The sequence below is a fragment of the Pedobacter alpinus genome (genome assembly GCF_042684645.1).
Classification (GTDB): domain Bacteria; phylum Bacteroidota; class Bacteroidia; order Sphingobacteriales; family Sphingobacteriaceae; genus Pseudopedobacter; species Pseudopedobacter alpinus.
In genome coordinates, this window is the sequence record NZ_JBHULV010000008.1 from 301,864 (window position 1) to 316,774 (window position 14,911).

Annotated in this window: 16 protein-coding genes; 8 read left to right on the forward strand and 8 right to left on the reverse strand. The window is 34.1% G+C overall.

Features of this window, described 5'->3' with window-relative positions; all coding sequences use genetic code 11:
• The 4 genes from ACFSSE_RS02420 to ACFSSE_RS02435 are packed head-to-tail and all read left to right on the forward strand — an operon-like array spanning position 1 to position 2,248.
• Positions 1-276, forward strand: coding sequence for a hypothetical protein (locus tag ACFSSE_RS02420; RefSeq protein WP_379040683.1), 276 nt, complete (start codon positions 1-3; stop codon positions 274-276).
• Between the two features lie 36 nt (positions 277-312).
• Positions 313-702 carry a DUF983 domain-containing protein gene (locus ACFSSE_RS02425; RefSeq protein ID WP_379040682.1) on the forward strand — a complete coding sequence of 130 codons (390 nt, stop codon included), beginning with the start codon at positions 313-315 and terminating at the stop codon, positions 700-702.
• Complete coding sequence (locus ACFSSE_RS02430; protein ID WP_379040681.1) at positions 689-1,366, forward strand: DUF2461 domain-containing protein; 678 nt, start codon at positions 689-691, stop codon at positions 1,364-1,366. The genes ACFSSE_RS02425 and ACFSSE_RS02430 overlap by 14 nt, the downstream gene beginning before the upstream one ends.
• A 45-nt stretch (positions 1,367-1,411) precedes the next feature.
• A complete protein-coding gene (locus ACFSSE_RS02435; protein WP_379040679.1) occupies positions 1,412-2,248 on the forward strand; it encodes an OmpA/MotB family protein in 837 nt (278 codons plus the stop codon).
• A gap of 344 nt (positions 2,249-2,592) precedes the next feature.
• Here the strand turns inward: ACFSSE_RS02435 and lepB are convergent, their stop codons facing one another.
• Genes lepB through ACFSSE_RS02460 form a run of 5 tightly spaced genes read right to left on the reverse strand, consistent with a single transcriptional unit; the run spans position 2,593 to position 6,847 of the window.
• Positions 2,593-3,690 (reverse strand): signal peptidase I, encoded by a 1,098-nt coding sequence (gene lepB / locus ACFSSE_RS02440; protein WP_379040678.1) that lies wholly within the window; start codon positions 3,688-3,690, stop codon positions 2,593-2,595.
• A 9-nt stretch (positions 3,691-3,699) separates the two neighbouring features.
• Positions 3,700-4,443, reverse strand: a complete 744-nt coding sequence (gene dapB / locus ACFSSE_RS02445; protein WP_379040677.1) for a 4-hydroxy-tetrahydrodipicolinate reductase — start codon at positions 4,441-4,443, stop codon at positions 3,700-3,702.
• On the reverse strand, positions 4,444-5,112 hold the full coding sequence (locus ACFSSE_RS02450) for a DUF5683 domain-containing protein (protein ID WP_379040676.1): 669 nt from the start codon (positions 5,110-5,112) through the stop codon (positions 4,444-4,446).
• Positions 5,112-6,041 (reverse strand): ParB/RepB/Spo0J family partition protein, encoded by a 930-nt coding sequence (locus tag ACFSSE_RS02455; protein ID WP_379040675.1) that lies wholly within the window; start codon positions 6,039-6,041, stop codon positions 5,112-5,114. Before ACFSSE_RS02455 ends, ACFSSE_RS02450 begins: the two co-directional genes overlap by 1 nt.
• Positions 6,038-6,847: a ParA family protein gene (locus ACFSSE_RS02460; protein WP_379040673.1), complete on the reverse strand. Its 810-nt coding sequence runs from the start codon at positions 6,845-6,847 to the stop codon at positions 6,038-6,040. The genes ACFSSE_RS02455 and ACFSSE_RS02460 overlap by 4 nt, the downstream gene beginning before the upstream one ends.
• Positions 6,848-7,015: 168 nt before the next feature.
• Between ACFSSE_RS02460 and ACFSSE_RS02465 the strand changes: the two genes are divergently transcribed.
• Both ACFSSE_RS02465 and ACFSSE_RS02470 read left to right on the forward strand, forming a co-directional pair.
• The gene (locus ACFSSE_RS02465) at positions 7,016-7,537 is read left to right on the forward strand and encodes an NADPH-dependent FMN reductase (RefSeq protein WP_379040672.1); all 522 of its coding nucleotides are present in this window, start codon (positions 7,016-7,018) and stop codon (positions 7,535-7,537) included.
• Positions 7,538-8,132: 595 nt separating this feature from the next.
• A complete protein-coding gene (locus ACFSSE_RS02470; RefSeq protein WP_379040671.1) occupies positions 8,133-8,822 on the forward strand; it encodes a hypothetical protein in 690 nt (229 codons plus the stop codon).
• A gap of 409 nt (positions 8,823-9,231) precedes the next feature.
• On the opposite strand, the gene ACFSSE_RS02475 is transcribed toward ACFSSE_RS02470, so the two are convergent.
• The 3 genes from ACFSSE_RS02475 to ACFSSE_RS02485 form a co-directional block, all read right to left on the reverse strand.
• Positions 9,232-10,281: a LacI family DNA-binding transcriptional regulator gene (locus ACFSSE_RS02475; RefSeq protein ID WP_379100692.1), complete on the reverse strand. Its 1,050-nt coding sequence runs from the start codon at positions 10,279-10,281 to the stop codon at positions 9,232-9,234.
• A gap of 197 nt (positions 10,282-10,478) precedes the next feature.
• Positions 10,479-11,276: a phytanoyl-CoA dioxygenase family protein gene (locus ACFSSE_RS02480; RefSeq protein ID WP_379040669.1), complete on the reverse strand. Its 798-nt coding sequence runs from the start codon at positions 11,274-11,276 to the stop codon at positions 10,479-10,481.
• Entirely contained in the window at positions 11,266-12,510 is a 1,245-nt protein-coding gene (locus ACFSSE_RS02485) for an MFS transporter (RefSeq protein ID WP_379040668.1), read from the reverse strand. Before ACFSSE_RS02485 ends, ACFSSE_RS02480 begins: the two co-directional genes overlap by 11 nt.
• 165 nt (positions 12,511-12,675) lie before the next feature.
• Between ACFSSE_RS02485 and ACFSSE_RS02490 the strand changes: the two genes are divergently transcribed.
• Both ACFSSE_RS02490 and ACFSSE_RS02495 read left to right on the forward strand, forming a co-directional pair.
• Positions 12,676-13,545 (forward strand): AraC family transcriptional regulator, encoded by an 870-nt coding sequence (locus ACFSSE_RS02490; protein ID WP_379040666.1) that lies wholly within the window; start codon positions 12,676-12,678, stop codon positions 13,543-13,545.
• 324 nt (positions 13,546-13,869) lie between these two features.
• Positions 13,870-14,688 carry a sugar phosphate isomerase/epimerase family protein gene (locus ACFSSE_RS02495; RefSeq protein WP_379040665.1) on the forward strand — a complete coding sequence of 273 codons (819 nt, stop codon included), beginning with the start codon at positions 13,870-13,872 and terminating at the stop codon, positions 14,686-14,688.
• Positions 14,689-14,911: the final 223 nt, after the last annotated feature.

The following is a 14,911-nucleotide window of genomic DNA, read 5'->3' on the forward strand; positions in this document are numbered from 1 at the left end:
ATGAAATATTCAAAACTTTTAACAGTTACTTTATTTGTACTTGTTTTGGTTTGCTTAAGTAATACAACATTTGCACAATGTGCAATGTGTCAAGCTACGGTTGAATCAAATTTGAAAGGAGGAGGTAATACAGGTAGCGGACTTAATAAAGGGATTATGTATTTATTAGCAGCTCCGTACTTAATTATTGCAGGCATAGGTGTTTTATGGTATAAGAAATATCGTAAAAAAGATATTGTAATAGATATGAAAGCTGAAAAAATAAACTTAAATTAAAACATTCCCGTTTAACAGACGGGATTTTTTTTTATTATGGCAAAAACTCCAAAATTAAAAGCAATGCTTGAGGCCAAATGCCCACGTTGTAGAAGAGGCGATTTATTTAAAACATCAATGTATGGTTTTAAATCGCAGAAAATGCATGAAGTGTGCCCAAAATGCGCCTTGCGTTATGAAGTTGAACCTGGTTACTTTTATGCTGCAATGTATGTGGGTTATGCTTTAAATGTTGCGCTTGCCGTAGCATTAGGTATTGCTACGTATGTTTTTACAAATGAACAAGAGTCGCCATGGATTTATATTGGGGTTATTCTTTCATTTAGTTTATTATTAGCACCTGTAAATTTTAGGTATTCTAGAGTGATATTATTGTACTGGTTGTCTCCAAAAATAAAATACGTTTCTCATTATGACCACGATTAGTAAAGAGACATTAGAATTCTTAAGCCTGCTGTCGGAAAATAATAACCGGGAATGGTTTCAAGAACATAAAGAAACTTATTTAAAAGCTAAAGATAATGTTGATGCTTTTGCGCAGCAAGTTATCGATGGCTTTAGAGAAATTGAACCTCAAATTCCTGGCGAGTTAACGGGTAAAAAAAGTGTAATGCGAATTTACAGAGACGTTAGATTTAGCAAGAATAAATCGCCGTACAAATTAAATTTTGCTTTTTATATTTCTCTAAGCGCCAAAGGTGTGCATAGCCCAGGTTATTATGTACAATTGCAACCAGGTAATAGTTTTATAGCAGGAGGAATGTGGATGCCTGATGCTCCTCATCTAAAATCGATAAGACAAGAGATTGATTATAATGGGGATGATTTATTAGCTATCCTGGACAGTAAGAGTTTTAAAACTTATTTTAAGGATGGATTGTCCGAAGAGGATAAACTAAAGACTACACCAAAAGGTTATGATGCTGATCATCCTAATATTGAGTTATTAAAACTTAAGAGTTTTACAGTAAGTTATCCTATAAAGGATGAAGCATTATATAATAAAGGTATAATTAGTGAAGTTATTAATTGTTTTAAAGAGATAATGCCTTTAAATAGTTTTTTAAAAGAGGCCATTGCAAGTGTTTAAAGCTATTATAAAATCCTTATATTGAATTTTTAAAATATAAATCAAATGAAGAAACAACATATTTTATCCGCTATTGTAGTATTGCTATTCCTAAGTTCATGTGTGGTAATGTCAAAGAAAAAATATGAAGCATTAGTTTCACAAAAAGATTCCTTGAATTTAGGTTGGAATAATGCTCAGACTAAAATTATCTCTTTGGAGGAAACCATAAAAACTTTAAAAGCAGACACTGCAGATTTGTATGCAAGAATTGCAAGTAAAACCGAAGAATTAGAAGGCTTAAATAAAAATTATGCAAGCTTAAGTTCAAATAGTTCGTCAGAAATTAATAAACTTTCCGAAGATTTAAAAAAGCGTGAAGCTAGGCTAAAAGAGGTAGAAGAAATACTTAGAAAAAGAGATGAAGCTACAAATGCTTTAAAAGATAAATTACAAAAAGCCTTATTAGGTTTTACAGAAAATGGTTTAACTGTTGAAGTTAAAAATGGTAAAGTTTACGTTTCTTTAACTGATAAGTTATTGTTTAACACAGGTTCTATTGTTATTGATGAAAAGGGAAAACAAGCTTTACAAGAACTTGCAAAAGTACTAAACACACAATCTGAAATTAATATTGCGGTTGAAGGGCACACAGATAATCAAAAGGTAGGTAATCTTGGGCAAATTAAAGACAATTGGGATTTAAGTGTATTAAGGGCAACCTCTGTAGTGAGATATTTAAAAGAATTACAAGCAATAACTCCTGAGCGTTTAACCGCAACTGGTAAAGGAGAATTTCAACCTATTGAATTAGGAAATACAGCGGAAGCTAGAAGTAGAAACCGTAGAATTGAGATCGTACTTTCACCAAAGTTAGACGAATTGTATGATTTGATTAAGTAGATTTAAGTATCAAGTATCAAGTATTAAGTATCAAGTATTAAGTATCAAGTATTAAGTATCAAGTATCAAGTATTAAGTATCAAGTATAAAATTTGGGTGTAAATCCAGACTTTTTTTATGCGATCAAATTCAGTTTCTCATGATATATATGTCCCCCTCTGGAGGGGTAGAGGGAGGTTAAATATTATAAAAAGCTAAACCTAAACCAGTAAAAAGGTTAAACTTTGTTGAGTGTCAAATGAAGAGTTTAAGCCTACATGTTTATCATCTCTAACCCCAAAAAATATCTAAAAAAAATGCCCAACTTATAAAGCTGAGCATTTAAATATTTTAAAAAAGAATTATTAATGAATCCCCATCAACAACCTATTCCATCTAATTTTGCTTAAGAAGGAACCATTATCATTCCAGCTCATCCAAACAAATAATGCTTTTCCTACTATATGATCTTCCGGTACAAAACCCCAATATCTCGAATCTAAAGAATTGTGGCGGTTATCACCCATCATCCAGTAATAATTCATTTTAAAAGTATAGGTATTAGTTTTAACACCATTAATTAAAATATCGTTACCATTAACTTCTAATTTATTACCTTCATAAAGCTCAATAGCTCTTTTATAAACTGGTAGTGATAAACTGTCTAAAGTAACTGTCCAGCCTTGTTTAGGTACAATTATTGGCCCAAAATTATCTTGATTCCAGTTTAGTTTACCATCACTTGGGAAAACTTGTTGTTCAAAGGTGTTTTTTTCTGCAATTACAGGGGTTACCATTTTCACATTAGAAAAAGCTTTAATTTTTTCAATCTCTGCTTTGGGCATGGTAATCACATACTCATCATTAGTAACACGCTCTACATCAGCTTCGATATCTTTTAAAGCCATTGGATTAAAATCTGTGCCGTCAGTTTTTACATAGTATTGTGTTTGGCTCATTTCGGGTAAATCTCCCGGTTTCCCATTAATAAAAACCTGCGTATCAACTATAGAAAGTGTATCACCAGCAATACCTAAACATCTTTTAATATAGTTTTCTCGCTTATCAATTGGGCGGTTTAAAGGTTCATCCGCATCCATTGGGTAATTAAAAACTACCACATCGTTCCTTTCAATTTTTCCAAATCCCGGTAAACGGTAATAAGGTAATTGAATACCATCCCAATATGCTTTGGTGTTTAAAATAGGCATGGTATGGTGTGCAAACGGAAATGCAACAGGTGTAATAGGAGTGCGAGCTCCGTAGCTCATTTTACTTACAAAAAGAAAATCGCCGACCAATAAAGAGCGTTCCATAGAACCAGTTGGTATGGTGTAAGCTTCAATAAATAAGCCTCGGATAATGGTTGCCGCAATAACTGCAAAAACAATAGCGTCTAACCACTCTCTGCTAGCACTCTTTTTCTTTTTTTCTTTTTTCTTTTCCCAGAATTTTAAATTCATGATTATGCTTTAAGCTTTAAAATTGTACATTTCTTTTACAGAATAAAAACCTGCTTTTCCTTTTAACCATTCGGCTGCAATTACAGCACCCAGTGCAAATCCTTGGCGACCGTGGGCAATGTGTTTAAATTCAATCCTATCCACATCCGAATCATAAATTACAGAATGTGTACCCGGTACTTCACCTTCTCTGTAAGAATTTATAATAAGATTACTTGCTTGATGATTTGTTACTTCGTCATCAGCTTTTACATCAACCCATTCTGTTTTATTATCAAACTCTTCAACAATATCTTCAGCAATGGTAATTGCGGTTCCACTAGGCGAATCTAATTTATGAATATGATGAATTTCTTCAACACCAACATCATACTGGTCGGCAAAATTATTCATCATTTTAGCCATCTGTTGGTTTAACTGAAAGAATATATTAACTCCGACACTAAAATTTGAACCATACATTACTGTAGAACCAGCGGCTAAACAACTATCCTTAACTTTTTGTAAATGCCCATACCAACCCGTTGTGCCTACAACTAAAGGTACACCAGCTTCAATACAAAGTTCTATATTACTTAAAACAGTGTCTGGAGTGCTAAATTCTATTGCTACATCAGCTTTGCGTATGTTTTCTATCGTTAAATTTTGGGCGTTGTTTTGATCTATAATTAATACGATTTCATGATTTCTATCTAAAGCGATAGATTCAATCATTTTACCCATTTTTCCGTATCCAAGAAGGGCTATTTTCATTTATTTAAAATTTAATTTTAAGGTAAGCATTGGCATAGGCGCAAGCGAATGTGTATTTGCGTACGATGGCATATTAATAGTTGGTTTAATTTTTAACGATAAATCATCACTCACATCAAATGTAGCTAATTTAGCATCTATATAAGCATCTACCATTTGTAAAAGATAAAAACCAAAAGAACTGTAAAGAGTTAAATCTCTATTACGGCGATAAAAATCTTTAGCACTATAAATTTGATCATCAGAAATTCCTTGGTATTGCACAAAGAAAAAACGCTGTTCACTAGGCTTTGTTTGGTTGTCCTTTCTAAATTGGCTTTCAATCAAAAACTCTTGGTAAAACCGATTATTAAATTCGTAAACCAAACCTAAACCCACAAAACCACCATAAACTAAAGGTACTTTCCACCATTTTTTATTTCGGGCTTGTCCCCAACCTGGTATAAGGGCAGACCGTAAAACCGCTTTGCGAGGATTTTGTAAAACCGTGGTATCTTTAAATAAAAGCCCTAATTCTTTAGTGGTATTTTTAAATTGTTCTTTAAAGGGAGTTTTTATTTTTGGGGTATCAGTTACATTATTTTCTGAAACGGCAGTAGTATCTTTTTGCTGAGCTTTAGCCTGCAAAAAGAATAAGAAAAATAAAAATGTGATACCGTATTTAAACATTACCAATCTAACAGTTCAAGAATCCTGCTCAAATCATCGTCAGATAAGAAAGGGATTTCTATACTTCCTTTGCCACCATCTTGCACTTTCATTTTAATTTTAGTGGCAAATTTAGAAGATAAATCGTCCTGAATTTTTTGATACTGAAAAGAAAAAGCTTCTGGTTTTTTATCTTTTGATGCCGGTTTGGTGGCGTCATTTTTTAGCTGACGAACCAATTCTTCCACTTTACGTACAGAAAGGTCTTTATCTAAAATCTCCTGAAAAATGTAAAGTTGCGTTGTGGCATCGGCAACGCTAATTAAAGCTCGGGCATGCCCCATAGAAATTCTGTTATCCCTAATAGCGGCTTGTATGGTTGGTGGTAACTTTAATAAACGCAAATAATTAGTAACGGTTGATCTGTTTTTAGAAACCCTATCGCCTAATTCTTCTTGGTTTATACTGCACTCCTCAATCATCCGCTGAAAACTTAAGGCAACTTCAATGGCATTTAAGTTTTCACGCTGTATGTTCTCAATTAATGCCATTTCTAGCATTTGTTGGTCATCAGCGGTGCGTATGTAAGCAGGTATTTCTAAAATTCCTGCTAATTTTGAGGCTCTTAACCTACGCTCACCAGATATTAATTGGTAGCTATTTTGCCCCAATTGCCTAACGGTAATGGGTTGTATTAAACCTTGTAATTTTATGGATTCTGATAATTCTTTTAAAGCATCTTCATCAAACTCAAACCTTGGTTGAAAAGGGTTAACCTCCACTTGGCTCACTTTTACATGGCTTATAGCGCCTAAAGCTGCCGATGGATTATCTGTTACCGAAGAATTACTGTTGGTATTGGTTTGGCCTCTTTCTCTGTTAACTTCTGGTGTGTCACTTAGTAAAGCACCTAATCCTCTGCCTAATCCAAATTTTCTGTCTTTACTCATTTCTTCAATGCCGCTTTAATATCTACCGGATTTTCTCTAGTTAAACCGTTTTTCTCAATAATTTCTCTCGCCAAGTTTAAATAATTGATTGCACCTTTAGAATTAGCATCATGCATAATTACCGATACGCCAAAACTTGGAGCTTCACTTAACCTTGTGTTACGGGCAATAATGGTGTTAAAAACCAAATCTTCAAAATGCGAACGTACTTCTTCTACCACTTGGTTTGATAGGCGTAAACGCACATCGTACATGGTTAATAAAATACCTTCAATTTGTAAATCGGGGTTTAACCTGTTTTGTACAATTTTAATGGTATTTAGCAATTTGCCCAAACCTTCTAATGCAAAATATTCGCATTGTACAGGTATAATTACAGAATGAGCTGCAGTTAAAGCGTTAATGGTAATTAAACCTAAAGAAGGAGAGCAATCTACAATGATAAAATCATAATCATCGCTTATTTGTGCCAAAACCGCTTTCATTTTATACTCGCGTTCATGCAAGTTAATCATCTCAATTTCTGCACCTACCAAATCAATATGTGCTGGCAGCAAATCTAAGTTTGGGGTATCTGTTTTTTGTATGGCTTCACGGGCAGTAACATCATTAATAATGCACTCGTAAATGCTATGTTTTATGGTACGAGGGTCAAAACCAATACCTGATGTGGAGTTGGCTTGCGGATCGGCATCAACAATTAAAGTTTTAAACTCTAATACGGCTAAACTGGCAGCTAAATTTATAGAAGTTGTTGTTTTACCAACGCCTCCTTTTTGATTGGCAATTGCAATGATTTTACTCATGTAATAATTTCCTATTTTGAAACTTTTTGTTTGGTATGCTGTTTATAAAAAAGAAAGGCCATTTTTTGTAATTTAGGCCAAATTTTAAATCTTTTTAACAAGGCGGCAAGATACAAATTTAAACAATATCAATTTCCACACGTTAATGCAATTTATAAACAAATAAACATGACAATTATTGTTTCGGGTACCAACAGGATAAATAGTAATACTGCTAAAATTGCCCAATATTATCAAAAAACGCTTGCTGCAAAAGGCTTAGAGAGTGAAATTTTATATTTAACAGATTTACCAGCTACCGTAATCCAAACAGATATGTATGGCGATAGGAGCGAGGCTTTTCAGAAAATACAAGATAAAGTAAGTGAAGCCCAAAAATTTATTTTTATTGCACCCGAGTATAATGGCAGTTTCCCCGGTATTTTAAAACTATTTATAGATTGTTGCAAATTCCCAGATTCTTTTTTTGAAAAGAAAGTGGCTTTAGTTGGGCATTCTACAGGTAAATACGGCAACATTAGAGGGATAGATCATTTAACTGGAATCTGTAATTATATTAACCTACATGTTTTACCACTCAAAATTCATATTCCATCCATTCATACTGAGTTGAATGAAGAAGGCGATTTTTTTAAAGAAGATACCTTGAAGTTTACTGGGCAGCAGATGGATAGATTTATTAAATTTTAGTTTTTGGGCGTTCTCCGCGAAATGGCGTAGCCGGGCTTTATGCTCATACTTCACAAGGCCTTAGCCACAAGGCGGGTATCCACTGCAATCCCTAACGCTCTCTGTTCTGTGGCAAAACCATGTCTTTAATTCCCAAGTTCATCAGCTGGCGGAAGGAAAATATGTTTTATTTAATTGTGCTGTTTGTCCGTGTCATTGCGAGGTATGAAGCAATCTCTAAATTTATAGCACAAAACTTTGTTTTTGCAGCATCTTCAAATAACACTTTATTTCACGCTCTACTTTTTCCATTAGCTTTTGCGCTTAAGCATTGTTTATTGTTAAATATTCTAGTTTTTTCTCCCGCAGATTTCGCTGATTAGCGCAGATGTTGGGTTTTCTATTTTTGGAATATTCTTTTACAGATTAATCTAATTTTTAAAAATAAAAGAAATTTAAAATGTTAGAATACGGGAAACCGTAAACATATTTAGGTTATTAAATTTACTTTTATGGAAGTTAATTTTGTTAAATTACTTTTATCAAAATTGATAACCGATATAGTATTATAGTGTGCTATTATGAGAATGAGCTACACTATTAAAATCTTAAATTAATGGCTTCAACAACTACAACAAAAAAAGAAATTGTCGACTTCCTTTGGGAATGGGCAGAAACGCAGGAAGACTGGGGCAAACTTTTAATAAGCAGAATTGTAAGCACTGAAAATGAGTTAACGACAGCAGAAAGGCAGTCTGTTTTTGATTATTTTTTAGAACCACTTAAAAAAAGTAAGACTTTACCTATACTTACTATTACAAAGCCTAAATATACTCCGACAAGCAAACAAATTGAACTTGCAAAACTCTGTGACATTACAGGTGTAAATCGGCTAGCTAAAAATCAAAGTATTCACTTCGGAAAAAACCTAACCGTAGTATTTGGTGAAAATGGAACTGGAAAAACGGGTTATGGAAGAGTATTAAAATCTTTAGGTTTTAGTTATGATAAAATCAATAAAATTATCTCTAATATTTACGCAACCACGCAACCAAAAACAGCAACGATAGAATTCAAGGCAAATGGAGTTGATAAAGTATTTAATTGGGACGGTACAAACACCCTAACTGGTTTAAGTGTTCCGCTTGCGGGTCACTTAAATCTTAATAAGAAAAAAAGGACTGTGTCCGGCAAGAAACAAACACTTAAATTTCCGGGCACAGTCCTCGATTTTCAAAATTATTTATTGACCCTTCGGAACAATAAACAAGAAAGGGATTTATTTAATATGAATAGCGGATTATAAATCCTTTTTATCTTTCGCTCTTCGAGATGCGCTGCGCTAACATCACGAAGAGCGAAAGATAAATAAACCGGTTGTTAAATGAAAAAACGGTTTAAACAAATTTGTTCGGTTAAGAAATTTTATAAGTGAGAAGCAGTATATATAACTTGGAATAACCTCAACTGATGTAATTGTCCCGTTTGCAAGCCACTTAAATCTTAAATGGGAAAGGACTGTGTCCGGCATGAAAGAAACACTTATCCTGAATGCGTTGTTATTAAAAGTAATATCGAAGCAATAAGTTAGTAAAAGAGAGTGCGAAAAATGAACAGATGGCTTCGTACCTCGCCATGACATTAGAGAAATACAGAATGCATTTTATTAAAAAAGGGATATACCCGCTAGTTGATAGAGTGTTTAAACGCCCTCCCTAATTCCTATAAGAAGTATAATTTTCTTTAGTAATCACATCAATAGGCATAAAATAAGTTGGTTCCACATCTCCGTTTAAAACCACATTTTGGTATAAAGCCATAATGCCTTTGTATGCTTGTTCTTGTGGTTTTTGGCAAATCAAAAAATCTATCACACCGTTTTTTAAATGCTCTATACTTCCGGGTAAAAAATCGTAACCTACTAAAAAAATATGTTCTTGATTGGTTTTTTGTAGAAACTGGGCAACAGAGAAAACCCTTGAATTGGTAACAAAAATTGCTTTTACGTCAGTATGTTCTGTTAGTACTTCCGTTAATCTTTTAGCAACAGAAGGGTAATCTGTGTCTGGGGTAATATCTGTTTTTATGATTTTTACCTTTTTTTGATGGTCTTTAAAATAAGCAATAAAGCCTTCTTCTTTTCGCATTAAGTGATGGTAACTATCAATTTCTTTAGATATGTTAACGATTAGGATTTTATCGCCACTAGCAACTAAGTAATTAACCATGTGCGCACTCAAATGTCCACTTTGAAATAAATCTGGACCAATATAACTCAACCTACTTTCATTAGGGATATCAGAGTTTATGAAAACCTGGGGGATTTTTTTAAGGTTACAAAGTTTAGAAAATGCTAAAGACTCTTCAATAAAAATAGGGGCAACCAATATGCCATCTATAGGGGTTTTTAAAATATTGTTTGATTGCTTAACAAAAGATTGTTTGTCGTTTTGATCATAAAAGTATTTATCAATCACAATCCCAAATTGCTTAATTTCTGCTTCAGCCATTTCAATACCTTTTATTGGGGCATCCCAATATTCGGTTTCGGCAGAAACAGACGGAATTAAACTTGCAAAACGTAATACTTTTTTAGAGGCTAATCTTCTGGCTAAAATATTTGGCTGGTAGTCCAGCTCTTTCATAATAGCTAATATTTTGTTTTTAGTTGCTTCAGAAACGCCCGTTCTATTATGTAAAACCCTATCAACAGTTCCGGTTGAAACATTTGCCCTTCTCGCTATTTCTTTAACCCCTGTTAGCATTTTGTATCCGTTTATCCATATATCCAATTCCTATGTAAAAATATTAAACAATCTAATAAAAAAAACTAAAAAATGCATATAAGCTATTTATTGATTTTTTTTGGTATAAAATAGAGTTCAAAAAATTGGCCATAAAAAAGCGGGAAATGATTTAATTATTTCCCGCTTTTAGATTAAATTAAAAATATTTTAAAGCTCTACTTCACTAAAAAATTTGCATTATCTTTAATTCCTTCATTGCCAGCTTGTAATAAAACATCATCATTAACAATGTTAATTTTTTCTGTGGCAGACGGGTAATTACCTTTATAAGGTTTGTTGGTGATTAAATTATAGGCAGAAATTAACGACCATCTTGGTGCATCACTCAAATTAGCATCAGAACGGTGAAGTAAGTTGCTATGGAAAAATAAAGTGTCTCCAGCTTCCATCTCCACGAAAACTAATTCTGAATTTTTTAATGCTTCGTCAACTCTTTCTTGGTTTGCACCAACTTGCTCACCGCTAAAGCCATGTTCTATTCTTCCCATTAAATGCGAACCTTTAATCACTTGTAAACAACCATTTTCTTTGGTAGATGCTGATAAAGCTGTTAATACGCTCAACATTTGAGGGTACAAAAATCCATCTCGGTACCAATAACCATAATCTTGATGCCACTCCCAAGCGCCACCAACTTTGGGTTCTTTTTGCATCAATTTAGAATGAAAATGTGCCGATTCTCCGCCTAATAATAAGTTTGCTCCTTCAACAATCCGCTTAGAGCGAGCTAGTAAACTATAAGCATCATCAGCCAAGGAATACCATAAAGCTAATTTTGTTCTTAATCCGTTAGCATCGCCTCTGTCAAAAGATTTATTGCTAATTACTTGGTCGTTAATGGCAATGCTATACAGTTTTTTTACTTCTGCTTCTTGTAGCATTCCTTTAATTAAAATATAGCCGTCTTTCTCAAATTGGGCTTTATCTGCTGGGGTTAATTTTTTATAGTCCATTTTCTAATGTTTCATTTGTTTTTATTTCGGGAATTAAGCGGGTTAATAATAGATAACCCAATAGGTAAGTAAAGCCTATAATCATAAATATGCCTCCGTAGCCACCGGTGAGTTCTAAAATTCTACCAGTTAAAAGAGACAGTACTATGCCACCGCTTACTGCTGATAAAGTTGCTACACCCATTACCGTTCCCACTTCATCTGAAGGGAAAACATCTGTAATGGTTGCAAATATGTTGGCTGTCCAGCCACAATGTGCAGCAGCACCTAAACCAATTAGCAATACGGCAAGCCATAAATTATCTGTAAAACCAACGCCACTAAGTACCAATGCAATTAAAGCACAGGTTAATAAAGCCTGTTTTCTTGATTCATAAATACCTTTGCCTTTTTTAATTAAATAAGATGAATATGCGCCTCCGGTTAAGCTGCCAACATCTGCCATTAGGTAAACGGCAACCAAAGGCCAACCTAATGATGATGTACTTACTCCTTTAGTTTCGTTTAAAAATTTAGGCAGCCAGTATAATAAAAACCACCAAGTAGGGTCAGATATAAACCGAACTAAGCAAATGGTTAAAACTTCTTTTTTTAATACCACACTTTTCCAGCTTTTTGATGATTTTATGGTTGAAGTTTTTGTAGCATCAATTTCAGTTGAAACTTCAGTTTTTGCTGGCTTTTTATAAATTTTAAACCAAAATATTAACCAAATAAAACCTAATGCACCAGTAGAAATAAAAGCCCATTGCCAGCCATAATTGTAAGCTATAAATGGGATTAATAATGGAGCTGCTATTGCGCCAATATTAGAGCCTGCATTAAAAAAACCTGTAGCAAATGCTTTTTGAGAAGGAGGAAATAACTCGGCGACAGTTTTAACACTTGCCGGAAAGTTAACCGATTCTCCTAAACCTAAACCAAACCGAGCTAAACCAAAGCCAAAAGCTCCTCTGGCGAATGCATGAGCCATACCGGCTGCACTCCATAAAGCAACGCCAATTCCAAATACCCACTTAGTACCATATTTATCTAACAATTTGCCCGTTAAAACCACACCTAAACCATAAGAAACCTGAAAAGCAGTGACGATATAACTGTACTCTACCTCATTCCAATGATATAGTTTTTGGAGCTCAGGAGCTAATATGCTAAAAACATGCCTATCCAGATAGTTTATAGTAGTACCAAAAAATAGGAGGATACAAATTTTCCATCCGTAAGAAATTTTCATATAGTTTATTTAAAGAATGAAAACCTCATTCTTGGTATAATTAGGTGAATTGGTTAAGCGAAGCTAAGCGAAATTAGGAAGAGGTTTTAACTCAAATTTTGCTATTTATAAAACAAATTTTGCTTTATGAGTGATATTTGTAAATAAAACACTACTTTTTGTGCAATGAAACCAATTCATCTTAAAGTACCGGCTTATAGTAAATTTCACATTGATGCCAGAAGAGAGCAAGTGAGTTATTTTGGAAATCCTTGGCATTTTCATGATGAGTTAGAAATTACTTTTGTGCTAAAAAGTGAGGGCACAAAATTTATTGGCGATCATATATCGGGGTTTAAACCCGGAGAAATTATTCTTTTAGGCTCGCGTTTACCACATTATTGGCATAACGATAGTAGTTATTACGAAAACATGGAAGATAATGGTGCGGAAGCCATCATCATCAGGTTTAATCAAGATTATGCGGGAAGTGATTTTTTGAAAATTCCTCCGATGAAACCTGTGTTAGATTTGCTGAATAATGCCAAAAGAGGAATTGCAATTTCTAGTAATGATGTAAATTTACAGCAAAAACTAATCGACTTTTTAAGTTTAAGCGAAGCACAAAAGATTATTGGTTTAACCGATATATTATTGAGCATTGCTACCGAAAAAAAATATGATTATTTGTGTAGTATTGGTTATGCCCACCAATACAAAAGTAACGATATAGAAAAAATAGATAGGGTTTATAATTATGTTTTGAGCAATTTTAAGGATGATATAAGTGTGTCTAACATTGCGCTAAAATGTAATATGACTACCGCTGCTTTTTGTAGGTATTTTAAAAAGAAAACTGGCAAAACGTTTAAAGATTTTATGAACGAAATTAGGTTAGGCAATGCCGCTGGCTTATTGCTAAAAGGCGATTTAAGTATGGCTGAAGTGGCATTTGAATCTGGTTTCAATAATCCTTCTTATTTTAACCGCTTGTTTAAACGGATGAATGGAATAACGCCAAAAGCTTATCAGTTGCAGTACACTAATCATAAATAGATTTAAGATTAATGTGATATAAGAAATTTAATTGTGAACCTTTTTTAAGAAAGATTATTATATATGCGTTTTGATTAAATGTAGAAACATTAAATACCATTAATTCGCCCTTGTCTGGTGCGGAACAGATGAAACTGCTAAAGCACTGACTTTCGTAGCATCAGACGCAGGCGAGAGTTTTTTGGTTACTTTTTTGCGGAAAAAAAGTGACTGCCAATGCCCGGCATAAGGGCAGGAAAGACTGTGTAGTGGGGTTTAAGTATTGAGTATTATCAATATTCTAACGCTAAACATAGGACTAAAAAAATTGAACACATACAAACAATGGAAATCAAATTTTTTATACCCAGATGGGGAAACAGGCATTTATCATGGGCTGATTTTGCAGTAAAGGCGAAGGGAGCAGGTTATGCCGGAGTAGAAGCAAATTTGCCAATGTTGCAAGAAGAGCAAACAGAAATGTTTGATGAGCTAAAAAAAAACGGTTTAACTTGGATTGGGCAACATTTTGAAACTGCTGCTTCAAATTTTGAAGACTATTTTCCCGAATATGAAACTCGTTTAAATGCATTAGCTGCTGCAAAACCAATTTTAATCAATACACAAACCGGTAAAGACTATTTTACTTTTGAAGAAAACAGTAAACTAATTGAGTTAGCGGCAGAAATTAGTGCAGCAACAGGGGTTACTATTTTACACGAAACCCACCGCGGAAAATTCAGTTTTTGTGCCGCTTATACCGCTCAGTTTTTAAAAAAATATCCTGATTTAAGAATCACAGCAGATTTTTCTCATTGGTGCTGTGTATCTGAATCTTTTTTGCAAGATCAAAAAGAAAGTTTGGATTTAGCAATCAGTCGTTCAGATCATTTTCATGCTCGTGTGGGTTTCCCTGGTGGACCACAAGTTAACAACCCTGCCGCTCCTGAGTGGAAAGAGGCGCTTGATTTTCATTGCGAATGGTGGGATGCAATAGTGAAACGTCATGTAGGATTAAAAACTCCTGTTTTAACTGTTACTTGCGAATTTGGCCCTTATCCGTATATGCCACAATTTCCTTTTAGCAAAGATGATGTGAGTGATTTATGGGAAGCAAATTTGTTTATGAAGGATTTTTTGGAGGAGAGGTATAGAGGTTGGTAATTCGTATTTAAAAAACGCAGGGTTATCAAAAATAGAAACCCTATTTGGGCTTGACTACTGAGTTTTTTTTGCTCAATATGGGCTTTGGTTTTTTAACCACAGAGTGCTCGGAGGTCACAGAGTTGGGCGGCTAATTAGCAATTGGCTCTGTGTGTTTTGTGTTTTTGTTTATTAATTAACCACAGAGTGCTCGGAGGTCACGGAGTTGGGCGGCTAGTTGCCA